The sequence below is a fragment of the Mucilaginibacter sp. SG538B genome, from assembly GCF_013376065.1.
Taxonomy (GTDB): Bacteria; Bacteroidota; Bacteroidia; order Sphingobacteriales; family Sphingobacteriaceae; genus Mucilaginibacter; species Mucilaginibacter rubeus.
This window is the reverse complement of the sequence record NZ_JABMJI010000001.1, coordinates 1,702,218-1,720,582: the sequence shown is the minus strand read 5'-3', so window position 1 is coordinate 1,720,582 and position 18,365 is coordinate 1,702,218. Positions and strand designations below refer to the sequence as shown.

Below are 18,365 nucleotides of genomic sequence, written 5' to 3'. Positions count from 1 at the left end.
TGCGCTTAGCAAACACTTATAAGATTGCCGTTGTGTAAGATGGTTAACCTCCTGGTGCTTATGCCGATCTGCGGCTATTGCTGATCAATGCTGATTCATAAACAGTGCTGATGATGTCTTCGGCAGAAAAAGTACCCAGGAAATCCCAGTCGATATGGCTGTAGATAACCTGTTTTGATGGTTCAATAATATAGGTGGCCAATAACGGCGCATTTTCGTCGATGCCCGAAAACCTGTCCCACACCGGGTAATCGTCAGAATAAACCCTGAATTGCTGTGCTAATTCTTTATCGGCATCGTGATAAAAATTAAGGGTGAGGCTTTGCTCCCATGCCCATTTTTCAAGCTCTTCGGTGCGCTCATCACTAATAATAAGCAGGTTGCCGCCGCTTGCCTTAACCTCATGCTGCAAATTATTCAGTTGTTTAAGTTGCGCCAGACCTTGCTGCCCCCAATGACGCGAATAAAAAGAAATAACCAGCGGTTTATTTAATAAATTTCTTTGCGAAATAGGCCCATGTGTTTCGCCGCCATTGTAAAATTGCTGCCAGCGGCTATAATCGTTACTTAACTTAAATTCAGGGACCAAATTGCCCGCTTTTACAGGATGTAATGATTTCAGCTTACGAAACTTAAGATCGGGTTCGGCAACAACTTCAAGCAGGTCAAAAAAAGGATATTTATTATTATTTGTGGTTTGCATTTTAAAATAGATTATGATGTTATGGATAATGTTTTTAGGTAATCGTAGTTAAGTTGTATTGTTCAACAACAACGGCATAATCCATAAATTATCCGGTAACGCATGAGCAAGCCCGGCGGGATGGCGTTGCTTAATTGTTTATTGCGGGATGTATTCATAAAAATATATTAATTGAGGCCAGTAAATTTAAAGGTGCGTAACAGCTTATTTTGTATTGGAGAGAATTTCAACAACAGCAACACATGGGCATGTACAGCCCCCGGTTTTCGGCTGGTGCATATTTGTTGCTGCTGATTAAACTGTTGCCTGTCATCTGTTTTTGAATGTCACACAACAAATATACTATAATATCTATAAACTTAGTAGTGTTTATTTAAAAAATATTCATCCTTTTTTTCAATATCGGGATTTCCTGTGCTCTACGGGTATTTTATATCGGTTAACATTCAGTACCCTTTCCTTTTCCAAAACAAAACCTTGTCATTTACGTTCCGTATAACTAATAAATTAGCTATGCAGAACAGGCTGAAACCACAATATATTATCGTACTTGCTTTAAGTGTTTTAGTCCTCTCCAACTGCAAAAACAACAGCAAAAAACATCACAATTATATAGCTGATTCCCTAAAAAAGAAAATGGTTAAAGAGTGGACAAAAACCATTCCCGGTAACTTTAGTGATCAAACTGAAGTTGTATTTGACAGTACCCGTATCGTCACATTTCTTCAAAAGCACCCCGCTTTGGTCCCCTATGAGCAGGATCTGCGGAGTTTTTACCGTAAGCGTAAATTTGCATATGCATGGTACGAAAAAGGCACCTTAATTGAACAGGCCGGTAACCTGAACGACAGGCTTATGAACCTGCAAAATGAAGGCATATATAAAGGTATCCCCTATCAAAAAGATTTAGACTCCCTGATATTTGACAATCATTCAAAAACAAGGGTCAAAAAACCTGATATCGGCACCGAGTTAATGCTCACTGCCCAATATTTCGCGTTTTCAAAACTGGCTTTCCGGGGCATGAGCGATTCGGTTAGCCGTTCGGTAAACTGGTTCCTGCCGCGTAAGAAGATAGCATATGATGATTACCTGGATACGCTCTTAAAAAGACCTTCGAAAACCCCTGCTATAAGCGAGCCGGTATACCGTCAGTACGATCTGCTAAAAAGCTTTCTGGCCAAATACCGCCGGCTTGATGCCCATGAGAGCTGGGAACCAATTATTATCAGCAAAAAACTCAAACCCGGCGACTCGTCGGCCGTAGTTGCCCGCATAAAAGCCCGCCTATATAAACTGGAAGATTTTAAAGGCGATACGCTCAACAATAGGTTTGATGACGAGTTTAAAGCAGCCATAACCCAATTCCAGCTCAGGCACGGCCTTAGCGCCGATGGCTTACCCGGCCCCGGAACTATGGCCGAAATGAATGTACCGCTCAAATCACGGATCAAACAGATCATTGTAAACATGGAGCGCTGCCGCTGGCTGCCTGTAAGTTTAACTACCGACTACCTCGCTGTGAATATCCCCGAATTTAAACTACACGTTTACCATGCCGATAGCTTATTATGGAGTTGCAATGTGGTAGTGGGGGAAAAAGTACATCAAACAGTAATATTTTACGGCGAAATGCAGTACGTGGTATTCAGTCCTTACTGGAACCTGCCCGAAAGTATTGTGCGCAATGAAGTGTTGCCGGCCATGAGCAGCAACCCAAATTATCTTAACGAGCATAATATGGTCATTACCGGCCGGGAAAACGGGCTTCCGGTAATTCAGCAAAAACCCGGACCGGCAAACTCTTTGGGGCTGGTAAAATTCCTGTTCCCTAATAGTTACAGTATCTATTTGCACGATACGCCTTCAAGGTCGTTGTTTGGCGAATCCTCACGGGCGTTTAGCCACGGCTGTATCCGCGTTGGCGAACCGGTAAAACTGGCTTCATTTCTTTTAAAGTACGACAGCACCTGGACAACCTCCCGCATTAATAAAGCCATGCATCTTGGTAAAGAACAGCAGGTTACACTCAAACAAAAGATGCCTGTATTTATAGCTTATTTTACCGCCTTTACCGACAGGAATAATCTGCTCAACTTCCGCAAAGATATTTATGACCGCGATGAACAGCTTGCATCTATGATCATGTCAGGCAGCGGGCAATACTAATCCACTTCTTACCAATCTCTTTTTTTTCCATACAGCAGTTTAAAATACCGGTAATTAATAATTGCAAAATATTTTTCATGGGTTTGTAGGCAATCGCTGAAATTTAATTGTCCTCACTTTAAATCACTAAAGTGCATCCCTACAAAGGATAGATTTCCTTTAGCACAGTGATCATTAACCAAACTATATGACATTATTAATAAACCCAGGAAAACTGATGCCTATGTAAAAAAAGCTTACTCTCCCCGCTACAGGCAATAATTACCCGGAGGGAATTACTGCCCCGAAAAAGATTTTTGAATGTTTATAACTGCGTTGTGCTTCCAGGGCGCTTCGCTATTAACTCCCTTTAAATTCAATAAAATATGAAATTTTTCAAACACCCGGTGGGTGTACACAGGCCATGGGTATCACAATCCATCAACCTGTGTAAATTTGCCCTTGCAGGTATGGTGCTCTTGAACGTGCAGGCTTCGGCTGCTGAAGCGCCAAAAGCAAATGCTAAATCAAACTATAATTTTAACTTAAACTTCGCTAAACTTACAGGTAAGGTTGTTGACGAAAAAGGCGAACCACTCGTAGGCGTAAGCATCAGGATCAAAGGCACCACCACCGGTACCCAAACTGATGCCAACGGTAACTTTACGCTTGATGTTCAGCCAAACACTGTGTTAACCTTAAGTTACATAGGCTACGCAACTGTAGATGTAGCGGTTGGTGGTAAATCAACTATTACCATTACCCTAAAATCAAACACTAACCTGAATGAGGTAGTTGTAACGGCTTTAGGTATAAAAAAGGAAGAGAAAAAATTAGGTTATGCTGTAACAACAGTAAAAGGCGACCTGCTTGATAAAGCGAAAGAAACCAACGTTGCCTATTCATTAGAAGGCCGAGTTGCAGGTGTGAGCATTAGCGGTGTTAGCGGTGGCCCGGGTTCATCAGCTCGTATTTTATTACGTGGCGTTACCAGCGGCAGCGCCGGTTCGCCATTGTTTGTTATTAACGGCGTACCAATGGATAACACTCAGCGTGGTTCATCGGGCGAATGGGGAGGTGCCGACTATGGGGATGGCATCAGCAACATCAACCCGGATGACGTTGAAACAATCACTGTATTAAAAGGCCAATCGGCATCTGCGCTGTATGGTAGCCGTGCATCAAATGGTGTAATTTTGATCACCACTAAAGGCGGCAAAAAAAATTCGGGCTTTGGTGTTGAATTTAATACTAACTACCAGGCAGATAAGGTTAACAACACTACTGATTTCCAGACCACTTACGGTCAGGGCCAACATGGAGCAAAACCTTTAACTGTAGCAGCAGCTAAAGATGCGACCCGCTTGGCATGGGGCTCTAAACTTGATGGTTCGTCAACTATACAGTTTGACGGCAAAATGTATCCTTACTCTGCTACAGGCACCGATAACCTGCAAAACTTTTACCGTACCGGTAATACTTACACCAATACGGTATCATTTGATGGCGGCGGTGAAAACGGAGCCTTCCGTTTATCAATTTCTGATTTGAATGCAGGTTCAATTGTACGCAACAGTAACTTAGACAGGAAAACTTTCAACTTAAACGTAAATCAAAATGTTACGCCAAAATTGAATATCGCTGTTGTAGCCAACTATTTGATCGAAAATTCAAAAAACAGGCCGAGTTTGAGCGATGGCCCGGGTAACCCGAACAACATCTGGTTCCTTGCACCTAACATCAACCAGTCAATACTTAGCCCTGGTACCGCAGCTAATGGTTATGAACAAGTGTGGACTGATGACCCATATGTAACCAATCCATATTTTGCGGCCAACAAATTCATTAACAACACCGGCCGTAAACGTTTAATTTCATCATTAACCGCACGTTATAATTTTACCGATTGGATTTACGCTCAGGCCCGTTTAGGTTATGACAATATCAATGATAGCCGCTTTAAAGTAACCCCTACCGGTACCGCTTACTACACCGGTTTAATGGGTGGTTTGGATGAGCAATCAACAGCTCAAAGCTTTGAGTTAAATGCCGATGGTTTGATTGGTGTAAAACATGATATCGTGAAAGATCTCCTCGCGTTTGATTTTTCAGCCGGTGCTAACATCCGCAAAAATCAATCGGAATACACCAGCCTTAGCGGTGGACCCTTTACGCTGCCTTTCTTTTACAGTTTCAGCAACGTAAGCGTAAAAAACGCGCCTACCTACCAGTTTAGTAAATCTGAAGTTCATTCGGCGTATTACACGGCTGATTTTAACATCAAAAGCTTCCTTACCTTAAGCACGAGCGGCAGATATGATGCTTATTCAAAACTTCCGGCCGGCAACATGGGCATCTTTACACCATCGGTTTCGGCAAGTTTCCTTTTTGCAGACATGTTAAAGCTTCCTTCGCTTGATTTTGGAAAGTTGCGCCTTTCGTACGCCAAAACCAGTGGCGAGCCGGATAAACCTTACTTAACCTCCGCTTATTATAACCTGGGCAACCAAATCAACGGCACCACAATTGGTAATTATTCGGCAGATCTTTTCAACCTTAACTTAAAGCCATATACGCTTGATGAAATCGAGGTTGGTACCGAGTTAAAGTTCTTTAACGGTCGTTTAAGTGCCGATGTTGATTACTTTACGCGTAAAACTAAAAACGAGATCGTTCGCAGCCAAACAGACCCATCTGTAGGTTACAATACTCATCTTATCGGTACACAATCCTTTCAAAACCGCGGTGTAGAAGTTGAGATTAAAGGTACGCCCGTTCAAACAGCAAATTTCAGCTGGACCCCCGCAATCAACTTTACGTATGTTAAAAACAAAGTTTTAAAAACCGACGATTTGAATACCACCCAACCGTTAGGTACTTACAGGCCGTTAAATGCCAACTTGGCTTACATTGTAGGCTTACCTGGCCCACAAATTATGGCTAACGATTACAAACGTGATGCTTCGGGCAACTTAATTTTTGACAAGGACGGTTACCCTGAAACCACGGCCCGTATCCCTATGGGTTCAACTGTGCCAAAAATATACGGTGGTTTAAACAACGATTTCAGCTACAAACATTTTAACCTGTCATTCCTGGTTGATTACCGTTTTGGCAATAAGATCCTTTCAGCAACAAATGCTTATAGTATTTTCCGCGGTTTAAACAAATTAACGCTTGATGGCCGTGAAGGTGGTGTAGTAGGTAAAGGTGTTACCGATGCTGGTACGCCAAACACTAAAAGTGTTGAAGCACAAGATTACTACCAAAAAGGGTTATACAATGTTTCGGCGCTTAACGTGTTAAACGGCGATTTTATCAAGTTACGTCAGGTTACCTTTGGCTACACTTTCACCAGCAGTTTCCTGAATGGCTCACCATTCAACGCCATCACAGTTTCGGCAGTAGGTCGTAACCTTTGGACTATCATGAAACATTCTGATAACATCGACCCAGAATCAGGCTTCTCAAACAATATCAACTATGCAGGCATCGAAGGTACCAGCTTACCGGCAACCCGCACATTCGGTATTAATGTTAACTTTAAATTTAGAAAATAACGGAGATGAAAAAGAGACTTATATATAGTGGCCTTTGCCTGGCAGCAACACTGTTTGCCGGTTGCACCAAAGACTTCACTAAAATAAATACCGACCCTAATGCTACCATTGCCGATCAGTTTAATCCAAACTTTTTACTGGCCCAGGCACAATTGAATTATTCGCAAACGGGTTACTCGCAGTTGCTGTTTCAAAGTATGTGGACACAGTCGTTAGCGTCAACATTTAGTTATTACGGCAATGGCGATAAATATCAGCAAAGCGGATCGTTTAACGATTACATAGGCCGCGTTTACAGCGAAGGTTATGGTGCTGAGACCTACGTTGAGGAAATAAAAAATCTTACCAAAGGCAAAACCGGGTATGACAATCTGAACAACATTGCCACCATTATGAAAGTATTGATTGTACAACGTATAACAGATACTTATGGCGATGTGCCTTACTCAGAAGCAGGCCAGGCTAAACAAGGCGTTTTCTTCCCTAAGTTCGATAAACAGCAGGCTATTTATACAGCTATGTTAACCGATCTCGATGCGGCCCTAACTGCTTTGAATCCGGCCAAAGACAAGCCAAGTTCTGATTTGTTTTATAGCGGCGACATTGCCAAGTGGAAAAGGTTTGGTTACTCACTAATGGTACGCGTAGCTATGAGGTTAACTAAAGTTGACCCGGCAACAGCTCAAAAATATGTTGAAAAGGCTGCCGCAGCCGGTACTATGGTTAGTATTGATGATAATGCGAAAGTAAAAACAAATAATGCTAATGGCTATTCAAACGCTATTGTTAACGCGTTGCTAACGGTTGACGACTTCCGCGAAGTACGCTGGTCAAAAACGTTGATTAATTTTATGAAATCAACTACAGATCCCCGCGTAAGCGCTATTGCCGAAATTTCAAGCGGTACCGGTAGGGCAGCTAACGAAACTGAAACGGTTGCAGGTGATAACTCCTACGCAAAGCAGATTGGTTTGCCTAATGGCTTAGATTTAAACGGCGGCGCTACCGATGTAACTACAGATCCAAACTATCCAGGTGCATCCCCGGCCGACCCGGCTGTTAAAGACGACGCTCCAGCCCCGCTCGGCAGGTATTCACGTCCCCGTTTACAAGTTTATTACACATCATCAAGTAATATTAACCCGGTTGACAAAAGCACCATCAATATGCTTTTAACTTACGGCGAAACTGAACTACTATTGGCCGAAGCAGCGACAAGGGGCTGGAGCGTAGGCGGTAGCGCGGCTACACACTATGCTAACGCCTTAGCTGCCGATATGAAGTCGATAGCGCAGATTAATACAGCCGCCACTATCAGCGACGCTGCGATAACTGCGTATGTTGCCACCCACCCGCTTGGTGCATCAGCTTTGCAGCAAATTAATACCGAATATTGGGTTGAAACTTCAACACTATTTATGTTCAACGAAAATTGGACAAACTGGAGAAGATCAGGTTTCCCTGTGTTAACCCCAGTTAAATATCCATCTCAGTTTGATACTGAAATCCCGCGTCGTGTAATTTATCCTATTTCGCTGCAATCAACAAACCCTAATGGTTTGGCAAGCGGAGTTCAATCATTATCTGGTGGTGATAAATTTTCATCACGTGTATGGTGGGATAAATAATACCCCTATATAATTCACTTTAAAAACAAGGCTATGGCTTCATAGCCTTGTTTTTAGTTTTTACAACAAAAAGGATTAATCATCCGGTGGCAATTATCAATACAAATAAGTAAATTTAAATCCCCCTGCGACCCGGAAAAATAAAATCTGTTGATAATGTGTTGTTCTTCTCCCCTCGTTAATTTTAAACTTAAAAGGTTAAACACTTTTACATTTTGTGCTGTCGCGCTGTTTACATTACAAAGTATGCGCGGTAATACGCAGCAACCGCTTTTTAAGCTGCTTACCCCCGAAGAAACCAATATTAAATTCCGGAATGACCTGGTTGAGGACGAAAAGCTCAATGTGCTCTCCTATGAGTACCTGTACAATGGCGGTGGTGTTGCCGTTGGCGATATCAACAATGACAGTCTCGAAGACTTGTTTTTTACCAGTAATCTTGGTCAAAATAAACTGTATCTTAACTTAGGGAACCTGAAATTTAAAGATATTACCCAGCAAGCCGGCAGCGGCCTCGCGGGCAGGCCCGGCGACTGGAAAACCGGCGTTACCATGGCCGATGTTAACGGCGACGGTCTCCTGGATATTTACGTATGTTACTCCGGCTTTGGTGATAACGCCAAACGCCGCAACCAACTTTTCATAAATAAAGGCGACAGCAAATTTGTTGAAATGGCCAAACAATACGGCCTTGATGATCCGGGCTATAGTACCCAGGCTGTATTTTTTGACTATAATAATGATGGCAAGCTGGATATGTTCCTGCTTAACCATAACGTTAAAAAAATCAGTAACCTTGAATTTGCACAGGCCAAAGCCGAAACCGACGAATTGGCCAGCAATAAACTTTTTGAAAACCAGGGTGGTCATTTTGTTGATGTATCCAAAAAAGCGGGCATCATTCAAAATCCCCTCACCTTTGGCCTTGGGGTTGCCATAGCTGATATGAACAAAGATGGATTACAGGATATTTATGTAACCAACGATTACAACGAACCCGACTACCTTTACATAAACAACGGAAACGGCACTTTTACCGAGGATAGTAAAAAGTGTTTCAAACATTTGTCGCAATTTTCAATGGGCGTTGATATAGCTGATATCAATAATGACGGCCTTCCTGATATGATGACACTTGACATGCTGCCGCCTGATAACCGACGTCAAAAGCTGTTACAACTACAGGAAAACTACGAATCGTTTGAGCTGATGCTGAACCAGAACCTGTACAAACAATATATGCGCAACATGCTGCAGGTTAATAATGGCGATGGTACTTTCAGCGAAATCGGTCAGCTGGCAGGTGTTTCCAATACTGACTGGAGCTGGTGCCCGCTTATTGCCGACTTTGACAACGACGGCTACAAGGATATCTTCATCTCCAACGGTTACTTCCGCGATTATACCAACAAGGATTTTTTACGGTACTGGGGCGATTATAAGCTAAAAAAAGCTATGAACCGCGAACCATTCCTGCTCATGGACCTGGTTAAAGCTATGCCCTCTACTACTCTGTCAAACTATATTTTCCAAAATAATCATAACCTTACCTTCACCGATAAAAAACAAGATTGGGGGATCAATAAAGGTGGCATTTCCAGCGGCTCTGTTTATGCCGACCTTGATAACGATGGCGATCTTGACCTGGTTACCAATAATATCAACAGCGAGGCTTCCATATTACAAAACATGACCATGGAAACCGGCAAAAAGAACTACCTGGCAATAAACCTTAAACAGCCGGAAGGAAATACCAATGCCATAGGCTCAAAAGTATTTGTATATAGCGGTAAGCAAGTACAGTACCAGGAGGTTAACCCTAACAGGGGATATCTTTCATGCGTATCCACAGTTTTAAATTTTGGATTGGGTGACCAGCAGCAGGCAGATTCAGTACGGATCATCTGGCCCGATCAAACATCGCAATTGCTTAGCAATGTTAAAGCAAATCAACGCTTAAACATTACCTATAAAACAGGCAATCCTGTATTTAAAACCAATGGAAAAGCCATTACCAAATCTGTTTTTAGTTTAGCTAAACCGATTATTGATTATACTCATACCGAAAATAGCATCAATGATTTTAAGCGCCAGCCTTTGATGCTGTTCATGAGCTCAAAAACAGGGCCGGTGATAGCCAAAGCTGATGTAAACAAAGATGGTCTTGAGGACCTATTTATTGCCGGTGATCAGAATACACCGAGCAAGATATTTATTCAAAAAACAGGCGGCAATTATGCCGTTCAGGAGATATCGGACGTTAATAAAGAAAACACATCAGCAGCGGCGTTTTTTGACGCCAATGGCGATGGTTTCCCCGATCTGTACGTAGCCAAAGGCGGCTATTCACTATTAGAACCCGGCGTCAATGAGCTGCAGGACAAGCTTTATCTGAACGATGGTAAAGGCAATTTCAGCTTTTCAAGCCCCTCCCTCCCGATATTAACCGCCAGCAGTAAATCATGCGTACGCCCTTTTGACTATAACAACGACGGGAAAATTGACCTGTTTGTCGGATCAAACGTTACACCGGGTTCTTATCCATCAGCACCAAAAAGCTACCTGCTTACCAATACGGGCGGTGGTCATTTTGAAATTACCGATGCACCATTTACAGGCATTGGTATGATCAAAGATGCTCAATGGGCCGACTTGAATGGTGATGGCCGTAAAGACCTGGTAGTATGCGGCGAATTTATGCCTATCATGGTTTTTACTAACACCAAAGCCGGTTTTGTTGATGAAACAGCCAAATACTTTGATCATCCCGTTAGCGGTTTCTGGAACACGCTAACCATTACTGATGTGGATGACGACGGCAAACCGGATATCATAGCAGGGAACCTTGGCGAAAACACGCAGATCCATGCCAGCCAAACAGAGCCCGCCGAAATGTATTTTGCTGATTTTGACGGCAACGGCTCAATAGATCCGTTCTTTAACTTTTATATACAGGGCGTAAGCTACCCTTTTGTAAGCCGCGACGAATTGAACGACCAGATTTACCCCATGCGTAAAAGGTTTGCTTCATACAAAGCTTATTGCGATGCTACCATGAAAGATATTTTCACGCCCGAAGAGCTTGCTAAAGCCACTAAGCTTACAGCTAATGAGGTTGCAACATGCCTGTTCATGAACCGTGGTGGAAAGTTTGTAAAAGCTGAGCTGCCGTTGCAGGCCCAATATTCATCGGTATCAGAGATCCTCACCGGCGATTTTAATCATGACGGTAAAACAGACTTCCTGCTGCTGGGCAACCATTCAGATAACCGCCTGAAATTGGGAAGCTTTGACGCAAATTATGGCTGTCTGCTTACCGGCGACGGCAAGGGTAATTTCACATACCAAAGCCAACCGGTTGCAGGGCTATCAGTAAACGGTGACGTAAAATCGGCCACGGAAATAAAAATAAACGGCGCAAATTATGTAATGATAGGTGCATCGGGCCAGGCTTTGCAGTTTTATAAGTACTGAGTTTTAAGTAACAAGTCTAAAGTCTGGAATCGGGAGCTTTAGTGTGTTAGAGAACTATTAGCTTCTGCCTTAATGCTTGAAACTCGAAACAAAAATTAAAATAGATGATCAAACAAATATCCATATTGTTTTTAGCGCTGATAAGCACAACAGCCTATGCGCAAAAGAATAAAAAAAACATTCTTCCGTACCTGCATATCGATCAGGCTGTAAATGCTATTTCGACGGTTATGATCCATGATGTTGTAAACCCGCCCGCTGCTTCCCGTTATTATGCCTATATAACCCTGGGGGCTTATAATTTGGTTAGCCTAAACAATAAACAGATAATACCGGTTGGCAATTTTATCAAAAGTTACACACAGGATAACCAGATCAGCATCCCGGCTGATAAATATGATTATCGCATAGCCGCTATGTATTGTATACTGGAAACGGGAAAGCAGATGCTCCCATCGGGTTTTATGCTGCAGGATGATGAGGATAAGTATGTAGCTCTTCTTAAAGAGAACGGCGTAACCGAAGATGTGATCAAACAATCAATAGCAGCTGCCATGGAAATGACTGGCAAGGTTATTAATTATTCCAAATCAGATAATTACAACAAACTGAGCGGTCGGCTCAGGTACTCACCTATAAAAGGCGGTAAAAACTGGTTCCCAACCCCTCCAATGTACATGGAGGCCGTTGAGCCTAACTGGAAAACCATTCGGCCTATGTTTATCGACTCCTCTAACCAGTTTGTGCCTATAAGGCCCGCCGTATTCAGCACTGACAGCACCAGCGACTTTTATAAGGAAGCATATGCAGTTTACAAGATATCCAAAAATTTATCGACTGAACAAATCATGATTGCCAACTTTTGGGATTGCAACCCTTTTGCTGTCACCACATCGGGACACATGATGATCGGTTTTAAAAAAATCAGTCCGGGTGGGCACTGGATGAACATTGTCGGTATTGCCGTAAAAAAAGCCGGGCTTAGTTTTGATAAATCGATACAAGTAGCAACGCTGGTAGCCATGACCGAAATGGATGCATTTATCAGTTGCTGGGACGAAAAATATCGCAGTAACGGCATCCGTCCCGAAACCTATATTAACAAATACATTGATATTAAATGGGTGCCCATGTTGCAAACCCCGCCATTCCCGGAATATCCAAGTGGCCATGCCGTCTTGTCAAATTCGTCGGCTGGAGTATTAAGTTATCTGTTGGGTGATAACTTTGCTTACACAGATGATTCGGAAATCCCCTATGGTGTTGGCCCCCGCGATTTCAAATCGTTTAAGCAGGCTGCTGAAGAGGCTTCTTTGTCCCGTTTTTATGGCGGTATTCATTTTAATGATGCCATTGTCAACGGCAACCAGCAGGGGCGCGATGTGGTAGCAGCGGTTATTAAAAAATTAAAAACGGCCGGAATAAACTATTTGGGTAAATAAAGCATAGTTAAAAGTGAACTGCTTTTTAACTATGCGCACCAAGTAAGCAGGGTTACTGCACTTTTTATCATACCGGGATCCCGATCTTAATTCAGGCAACTGTTAAGATTCGAGGAGACGTTCGAAACGTTTATCGGGTATAAACCAACTCCCGGCTACCACTACATAAATTACAACGCTGACAACAGGATTTAGCCAGGTACATAATATAGCAACCGCGTACAGCACCACAGAAATTTTCCCCTTAAAATCATTGCCGAAGGCTTTTGCTATTAACGAGTCTTCACCGTGATGTTTAATGAGCATTAACGCCAGGATGCGATAGGCAATACCATTCATGATGAGCACCACACCATAAAAGAAAACCGGCCATTGGGTGAGGTGGGTCTCTCCCATCCAGCCGGTTACAAAAGGTATCAACGATAGCCAGAATAACAGGTGTAGGTTGGCCCACAATATTTTACCGTTTACAGAGCGTACCGCCTGCAAGGTATGGTGATGATTGTTCCAGTAAATACCTACATATACAAAACTGAGCAGATAGCTTAAAAAAACCGGGATAAGCGGTTTCAAAGCTTCCAGGCTTTCGCCATGCGGAACCTTCATTTCCAACACCATAATGGTAATAATGATGGCTATTACGCCATCACTAAATGCTTCTAACCTACCTTTGCCTAATGCCATGCAATAAATATAGCGTTATTTAGCAAAAGCTTTATAACGCTCCATGGCCTCAACAAAGTAATAATCGGCATAAGTTAAAGGTACGTCAACTTCGGTACCTGCCGGAAAATGGCCCACGCTGTGTTTCAAAATAAAACCTCCGTTAGTGTTCAAGTCAGCTTTATATGCCGGTGCAGATAAGTTTTTGATAATAGTTTGAGCTGTATTAAAATACTCCTGGCCATCCTTTTTATCAACATAACGGCAAAGTTCAAGCAAGGCCGAGGCCATAACTGATGCTGCAGAAGCATCGCGCAACGCATTGGGGATGTTTGGTGCGTTATAATCCCAGTAAGGTATTTTATCGGCAGGCAAGTTTGGATTGGTCAATATAAAATGCGCTATATTTTTTGCCTGCTCAAGGTATTTTTTGTCTTTAGTTTCGCGGTACATAACTGTATAGCCGTATAGCCCCCAGGATTGTCCCCTTGCCCATGCCGACTCATTAGCAAAGCCCTGTGCGGTTTTCTTTTCTTTTACCGCCCCTGTTTGTTCATCATAGTTAATTACGTGATACGAGCTAAAATCCGGGCGGAAGTGGTTTTTCATAGTGGTATTGGCATGGGTAACCGCTATTTTATAAAAGCTCGAGTCGCCGGTTGCCTTGGTAGCGTAAAACAACAGTTCCAGGTTCATCATATTGTCAATGATCACCAGAAAATCATTAGCCTTTGAATTCCATGAACGGATACAGCCAACCGTTGGGTTAAACCTTGTTGAAAGTGATTTGGCACTATTAATCAGAATTTCTTTATACTCAGGTTTCGGCTCAAGATGGTTTGCTGTACCGAAGCTGCAATACATCATAAAGCCGAGGTCATGCGTCCCTTTATTATATTGTTCTTTTTCGAGGCCTTTCAAGTTTTCATTAGCCTGGTTAAGCAGCTCAGCATCTTTAGTTTGCTGATATAGATTTAGTAATGTGCCTGAATAAAAACCACTGCACCACCAGCTACTCTTGCTTGTTTCAAACTTATCGGTATTAGGGTGATACGTTTTAGGAAATTGCTCAGGCCCAAACTGTTTGGCCATATACTTATATTGTACATCCGCATTAGCAAAGTTTTTTTTGACGGTTGCCAATACATCCTTTTGGGGTTTAAAACTATTTTGCGAAAAAGAATTGAGGCTTAGCGCTAATAAACATGCAGTAATTGTTGATTTGTACAGGTGTTTAAATTTCATAGACTATAAATAACTGGTTAAAGTGCTTATGCAGGGCACATTTCAAGTTATAAAAGTGCAGATTTTGGTTCAATAAAAACAAGCACAGGACAGCCATTTGACTATATATTTCTACTACATCGATGTAGTTAGGGCGATTTTTTGCAATTGAAGCCTTGCGAAGTTTAAAAACCTCGCAAGGCCGGACAGAGAGCGCACAAATCCCATTAGCATCATTTCTTAATTAAAAGCTGTTACAACAAGATTTTTGTAAGCACCTTTGGGGCAGTTTCCATGCCAATAACCTACCGCACCGCTTTTCAATGACGGATCAAGCGGGGTGTACACCATCGCCGGCTTCGGGGCATTATCCACATAAACCTCCATTTTGCTGCCCCGAACCACCACTTTAACATGAAACCATTTATTTTGCGGAATTATGGCTTTAGCCTGGTATTTTGTTGCCTCATAGTCCCACCAGTTAAACTCGGCCTTTTTTTCGGGCATGTACTGGATAGCGTTAATAGTACCGGATGATCCCGGCCTGAAATAAACTGTTTCATAATGATGGGCATCCCGGATATGAAAAGCCAAACCAACAAAGCCTCCTTTAGGATTTACACAAGCTACATCCATTTCAATAATACCGTCCTTAAAATTTAAACCCGGTTTATACGCTAAACTGGCCGATTTGTAATCGCCAATTTTCCGTTTGACGAGCAGCGCTTTTTGTCCCTGGAAAGCGCCCAGCTCATAGTCAAGTGTATCGTTTTTTGGAATGATCCATTGTTTAGGGTTTACAACCGAAAGGTTGTATACCTGATGCTTTTGTTGTGCCCGTATTTCCACGGCAGCAAACAGCATTAACATTAAGACTAATTTTTTCATGATGATGGTTGGTTTATACTTATTGAGTAATAACAAGGTTGGCAAAATCGCCCGGCAGCCCGGACGACCAAAGGCCAACGAGCCCGCTCTGCCGGTTATTCAGTTTTTTTATAGTAAGCGAGGGTTGATCCGAATGGTCAACATACACAATAATATCATTGGCATTAACTACAATACGCGCATGAAACCAAGCATCGGCCAGTGGAAAAGGATTTACAGCATTTTCATAAACCAGCGGATGTTCCTTGCGGAGTTTATCCCAGGGAAAATCCGGCTCGCTGATGTATTGCACCGTATGTTTGCGGCGAAGCGTATCTGTGGTTTGAAAATTAAAAGGGCGGAAATAGATAACATCATTGGTTGTAGTATCAATACCGTGAAAAGCTATGCCTAAAAAGCTTTCCTGAAAAACATCCCTGCCCCGCAAATCAATATCAATGGTGCCTGTTTTAAAATCCACATCCTTAAGCCATAAAATACCATCTAATGTCAGGCCTTGTTTATTGCCGTCGGTAAGTTCTTTAACAGTTTGGCGGGTGTAGGCTTTCACCAGTTTATTTTCCTTCAGCAATTGGTTAATATCATATGTAACTTTCTTTTGCTGACTGTAACAAAAGCCGCTGCCAAGCGTCATGCTTAGTATGGCAAACAATAAAATCTTGTTGTTCATGGGTTTTGATTTTAACTTTAATCAAAACTTGCAAATTGTCATTACAATAAAGCACGGACGGCATTTCAAGTTAAGTTCAAGTTTGTTCAAAGCGTTTAGGGATTTTTAAACCACATTATTACCTGTAGATCAATGGAAAAGGAAAAACAATTGCTTTTGTTATGCCGGCAGCTTATTGAGCGAACCTTAAATTGGGGTGATAGTGATATTTGGGGTAATAATGACTTTGAGCAGCTAAGCCAGCAAATCTTTGATAAAACACGGGTACAGCTCAGTGTATCAACTCTGAAAAGGATCTGGGGTAAGGTGCGCTACGAAAGCTTCCCCAATGCAGCAACGCTGAATGCCCTTGCCCGTTTCCTTGACTACACCAGTTGGCGCGATTTCAAGCAACACCACCAGGTTAACGGCGTAATTGAGCAGCCGGTTAAAAATGATTCAGATACCTCAATTGTGGCTCCGCTTTCAAAACCCGGTTTACGCTATATATGGTTTGGCAGCGCATTGCTGCTGGTATTAGGCGCATTGTTTTTCATGAGCAGCAAGCGCAATAAACCAATTGATCCAGGCTCAATAAAATTCACCAGCAAGAAAGTTTCTGACGATTTGCCTAACTCAGTTGTATTTAATTATGATGCCTCAGCATTTCATTCTGATAGCGTTTTTATTCAGCAATCATGGGACCCTAATCGCCGCGAACAGGTACCCGGTGACGGCAAACAGTATACCTCTATCTATTATGATCCCGGTTATTTTATAGCAAAGCTCATTGTAGACAAACATGTGCGAAAGGAAACATCGGTATTTATTAAAACCAAGGGCTGGAAAGGCATCCTTGATCACCAGCCCATACCTGTTTATCTTTCGCCGGAAGAAATTAAAGGGCAGGGCTTTATGGGAATTACAGCAGATGTCATGGAGCAAAAATCAGGAACACCTGTTTTTAACAATACGTGGGTGAAATTTGCTAACATTCGCGAATTTCCGGGAATTAACGCAGATAATTTCACCATGGATTGCACCCTGCGCAATACCTCAACACCCGGCCAATCGGCCTGCGCCAAAGCCGACCTCACCATTTTAGGTAACGGTACTGCCATTGTGATCCCCATAGTAAACAAAGGATGCATCGCCGATATGGGCATTTTAACCGGTGAAGAATGGGTTGATGGCAAAAACCATGACCTGAGTGCCTTTGGTACAGATATGTCACAATTTCAAAACCTGAGATGCAGCGTTAAAGACCATTATCTGAAAATATATCTTAATAACAAACAGATCTTTGAATTTAAACAGGCTCACACCATGGGCCGTATTGTAGGCATCCGTTTTGAATTTGAAGGACCGGGGCAGGTAAAACATTATAAACTACAAACGCCCGGAGGAGCTGTTTATGAGGAGCTGTTTATGAGGAGCAGTTTTAAGAGAGGCCGCTCGCGATCGTCAACTAAAAGACCTTAAACAACGTCATTGTTTCATACCTTATAATGACGTTGTTTTAATGTGGGCGATTATTCCTAATTTACCGAATTATCCTCTACCTTAATATCATACCCCTGGACAAGCAGATCACTCACGCTCGTGGTAAATGGTTTAACAAATTGCTCAATCTTAGCATAAGCCTCCTGAACGGCATCTTCATTTTGTGGGTCAAAAACAAGCTCATCCAAATTACCGATCGCCTTGTTATCACCACGATGCACATCGGCAATTAAAAATATACCTTTAGCATCACTTTTATGGTCGGGGTAATTTGGTTCTGTTTGAGCATTGATGGAAAATACCAACCCATAATCATCATCAGAGATATTTTTTAAAACAGTGACCTCCAATACAAGGCAAAAAGCGCCATTATCGCTGTAACATTGCTGCGTGTACTGGCATTTGATCAGATCCTGAAAATCATTTTCGGCCTTTAACCGTATCTGCTCGTACAAATCAAAAACTGCTTCAAATAAATCCATA

General features: G+C 42.4%; 12 protein-coding genes. 6 read left to right on the top strand and 6 right to left on the bottom strand.

What is annotated here, in order from left to right; translation table 11 throughout:
- Positions 1–58: 58 nt before the first annotated feature.
- A complete protein-coding gene (locus tag FHW88_RS06970; RefSeq protein WP_090524969.1) occupies positions 59–703 on the bottom strand; it encodes a redoxin domain-containing protein in 645 nt (214 codons plus the stop codon).
- Between the two features lie 513 nt (positions 704–1,216).
- On the opposite strand from FHW88_RS06970, the gene FHW88_RS06965 reads away from it, so the two are divergent.
- From FHW88_RS06965 to FHW88_RS06945, 5 genes are all read left to right on the top strand, one after another.
- Positions 1,217–2,872, top strand: coding sequence for a murein L,D-transpeptidase (locus tag FHW88_RS06965; protein WP_090526190.1), 1,656 nt, complete (start codon positions 1,217–1,219; stop codon positions 2,870–2,872).
- Between the two features lie 365 nt (positions 2,873–3,237).
- On the top strand, positions 3,238–6,411 hold the full coding sequence (locus tag FHW88_RS06960) for a SusC/RagA family TonB-linked outer membrane protein (protein ID WP_218117135.1): 3,174 nt from the start codon (positions 3,238–3,240) through the stop codon (positions 6,409–6,411).
- Between the two features lie 5 nt (positions 6,412–6,416).
- Positions 6,417–8,039, top strand: coding sequence for a SusD/RagB family nutrient-binding outer membrane lipoprotein (locus FHW88_RS06955; protein WP_176624145.1), 1,623 nt, complete (start codon positions 6,417–6,419; stop codon positions 8,037–8,039).
- Between the two features lie 246 nt (positions 8,040–8,285).
- Positions 8,286–11,513 (top strand): VCBS repeat-containing protein, encoded by a 3,228-nt coding sequence (locus tag FHW88_RS06950; protein WP_176624144.1) that lies wholly within the window; start codon positions 8,286–8,288, stop codon positions 11,511–11,513.
- 104 nt (positions 11,514–11,617) lie between these two features.
- Positions 11,618–12,955, top strand: a complete 1,338-nt coding sequence (locus tag FHW88_RS06945; protein ID WP_218117134.1) for a vanadium-dependent haloperoxidase — start codon at positions 11,618–11,620, stop codon at positions 12,953–12,955.
- A gap of 102 nt (positions 12,956–13,057) precedes the next feature.
- Here FHW88_RS06945 and FHW88_RS06940 read toward each other — a convergent pair whose 3' ends face one another.
- The 4 genes from FHW88_RS06940 to FHW88_RS06925 all read right to left on the bottom strand — a co-directional run bounded on the left by FHW88_RS06940 (position 13,058) and on the right by FHW88_RS06925 (position 16,400).
- Positions 13,058–13,639 carry a TMEM175 family protein gene (locus FHW88_RS06940; protein WP_090524963.1) on the bottom strand — a complete coding sequence of 194 codons (582 nt, stop codon included), beginning with the start codon at positions 13,637–13,639 and terminating at the stop codon, positions 13,058–13,060.
- A 15-nt stretch (positions 13,640–13,654) separates the two neighbouring features.
- The gene (locus FHW88_RS06935) at positions 13,655–14,863 is read right to left on the bottom strand and encodes a glycoside hydrolase family 88 protein (protein ID WP_176624142.1); all 1,209 of its coding nucleotides are present in this window, start codon (positions 14,861–14,863) and stop codon (positions 13,655–13,657) included.
- A gap of 219 nt (positions 14,864–15,082) precedes the next feature.
- The gene (locus FHW88_RS06930) at positions 15,083–15,730 is read right to left on the bottom strand and encodes a LamG-like jellyroll fold domain-containing protein (RefSeq protein ID WP_176624140.1); all 648 of its coding nucleotides are present in this window, start codon (positions 15,728–15,730) and stop codon (positions 15,083–15,085) included.
- Between the two features lie 19 nt (positions 15,731–15,749).
- Entirely contained in the window at positions 15,750–16,400 is a 651-nt protein-coding gene (locus FHW88_RS06925; protein WP_176624138.1) for a hypothetical protein, read from the bottom strand.
- Positions 16,401–16,532: 132 nt separating this feature from the next.
- On the opposite strand from FHW88_RS06925, the gene FHW88_RS06920 reads away from it, so the two are divergent.
- Entirely contained in the window at positions 16,533–17,861 is a 1,329-nt protein-coding gene (locus tag FHW88_RS06920) for a hypothetical protein (protein ID WP_176624136.1), read from the top strand.
- A gap of 56 nt (positions 17,862–17,917) precedes the next feature.
- Here FHW88_RS06920 and FHW88_RS06915 read toward each other — a convergent pair whose 3' ends face one another.
- Positions 17,918–18,364, bottom strand: a complete 447-nt coding sequence (locus FHW88_RS06915) for a hypothetical protein (protein WP_176624134.1) — start codon at positions 18,362–18,364, stop codon at positions 17,918–17,920.
- Position 18,365: the final 1 nt, after the last annotated feature.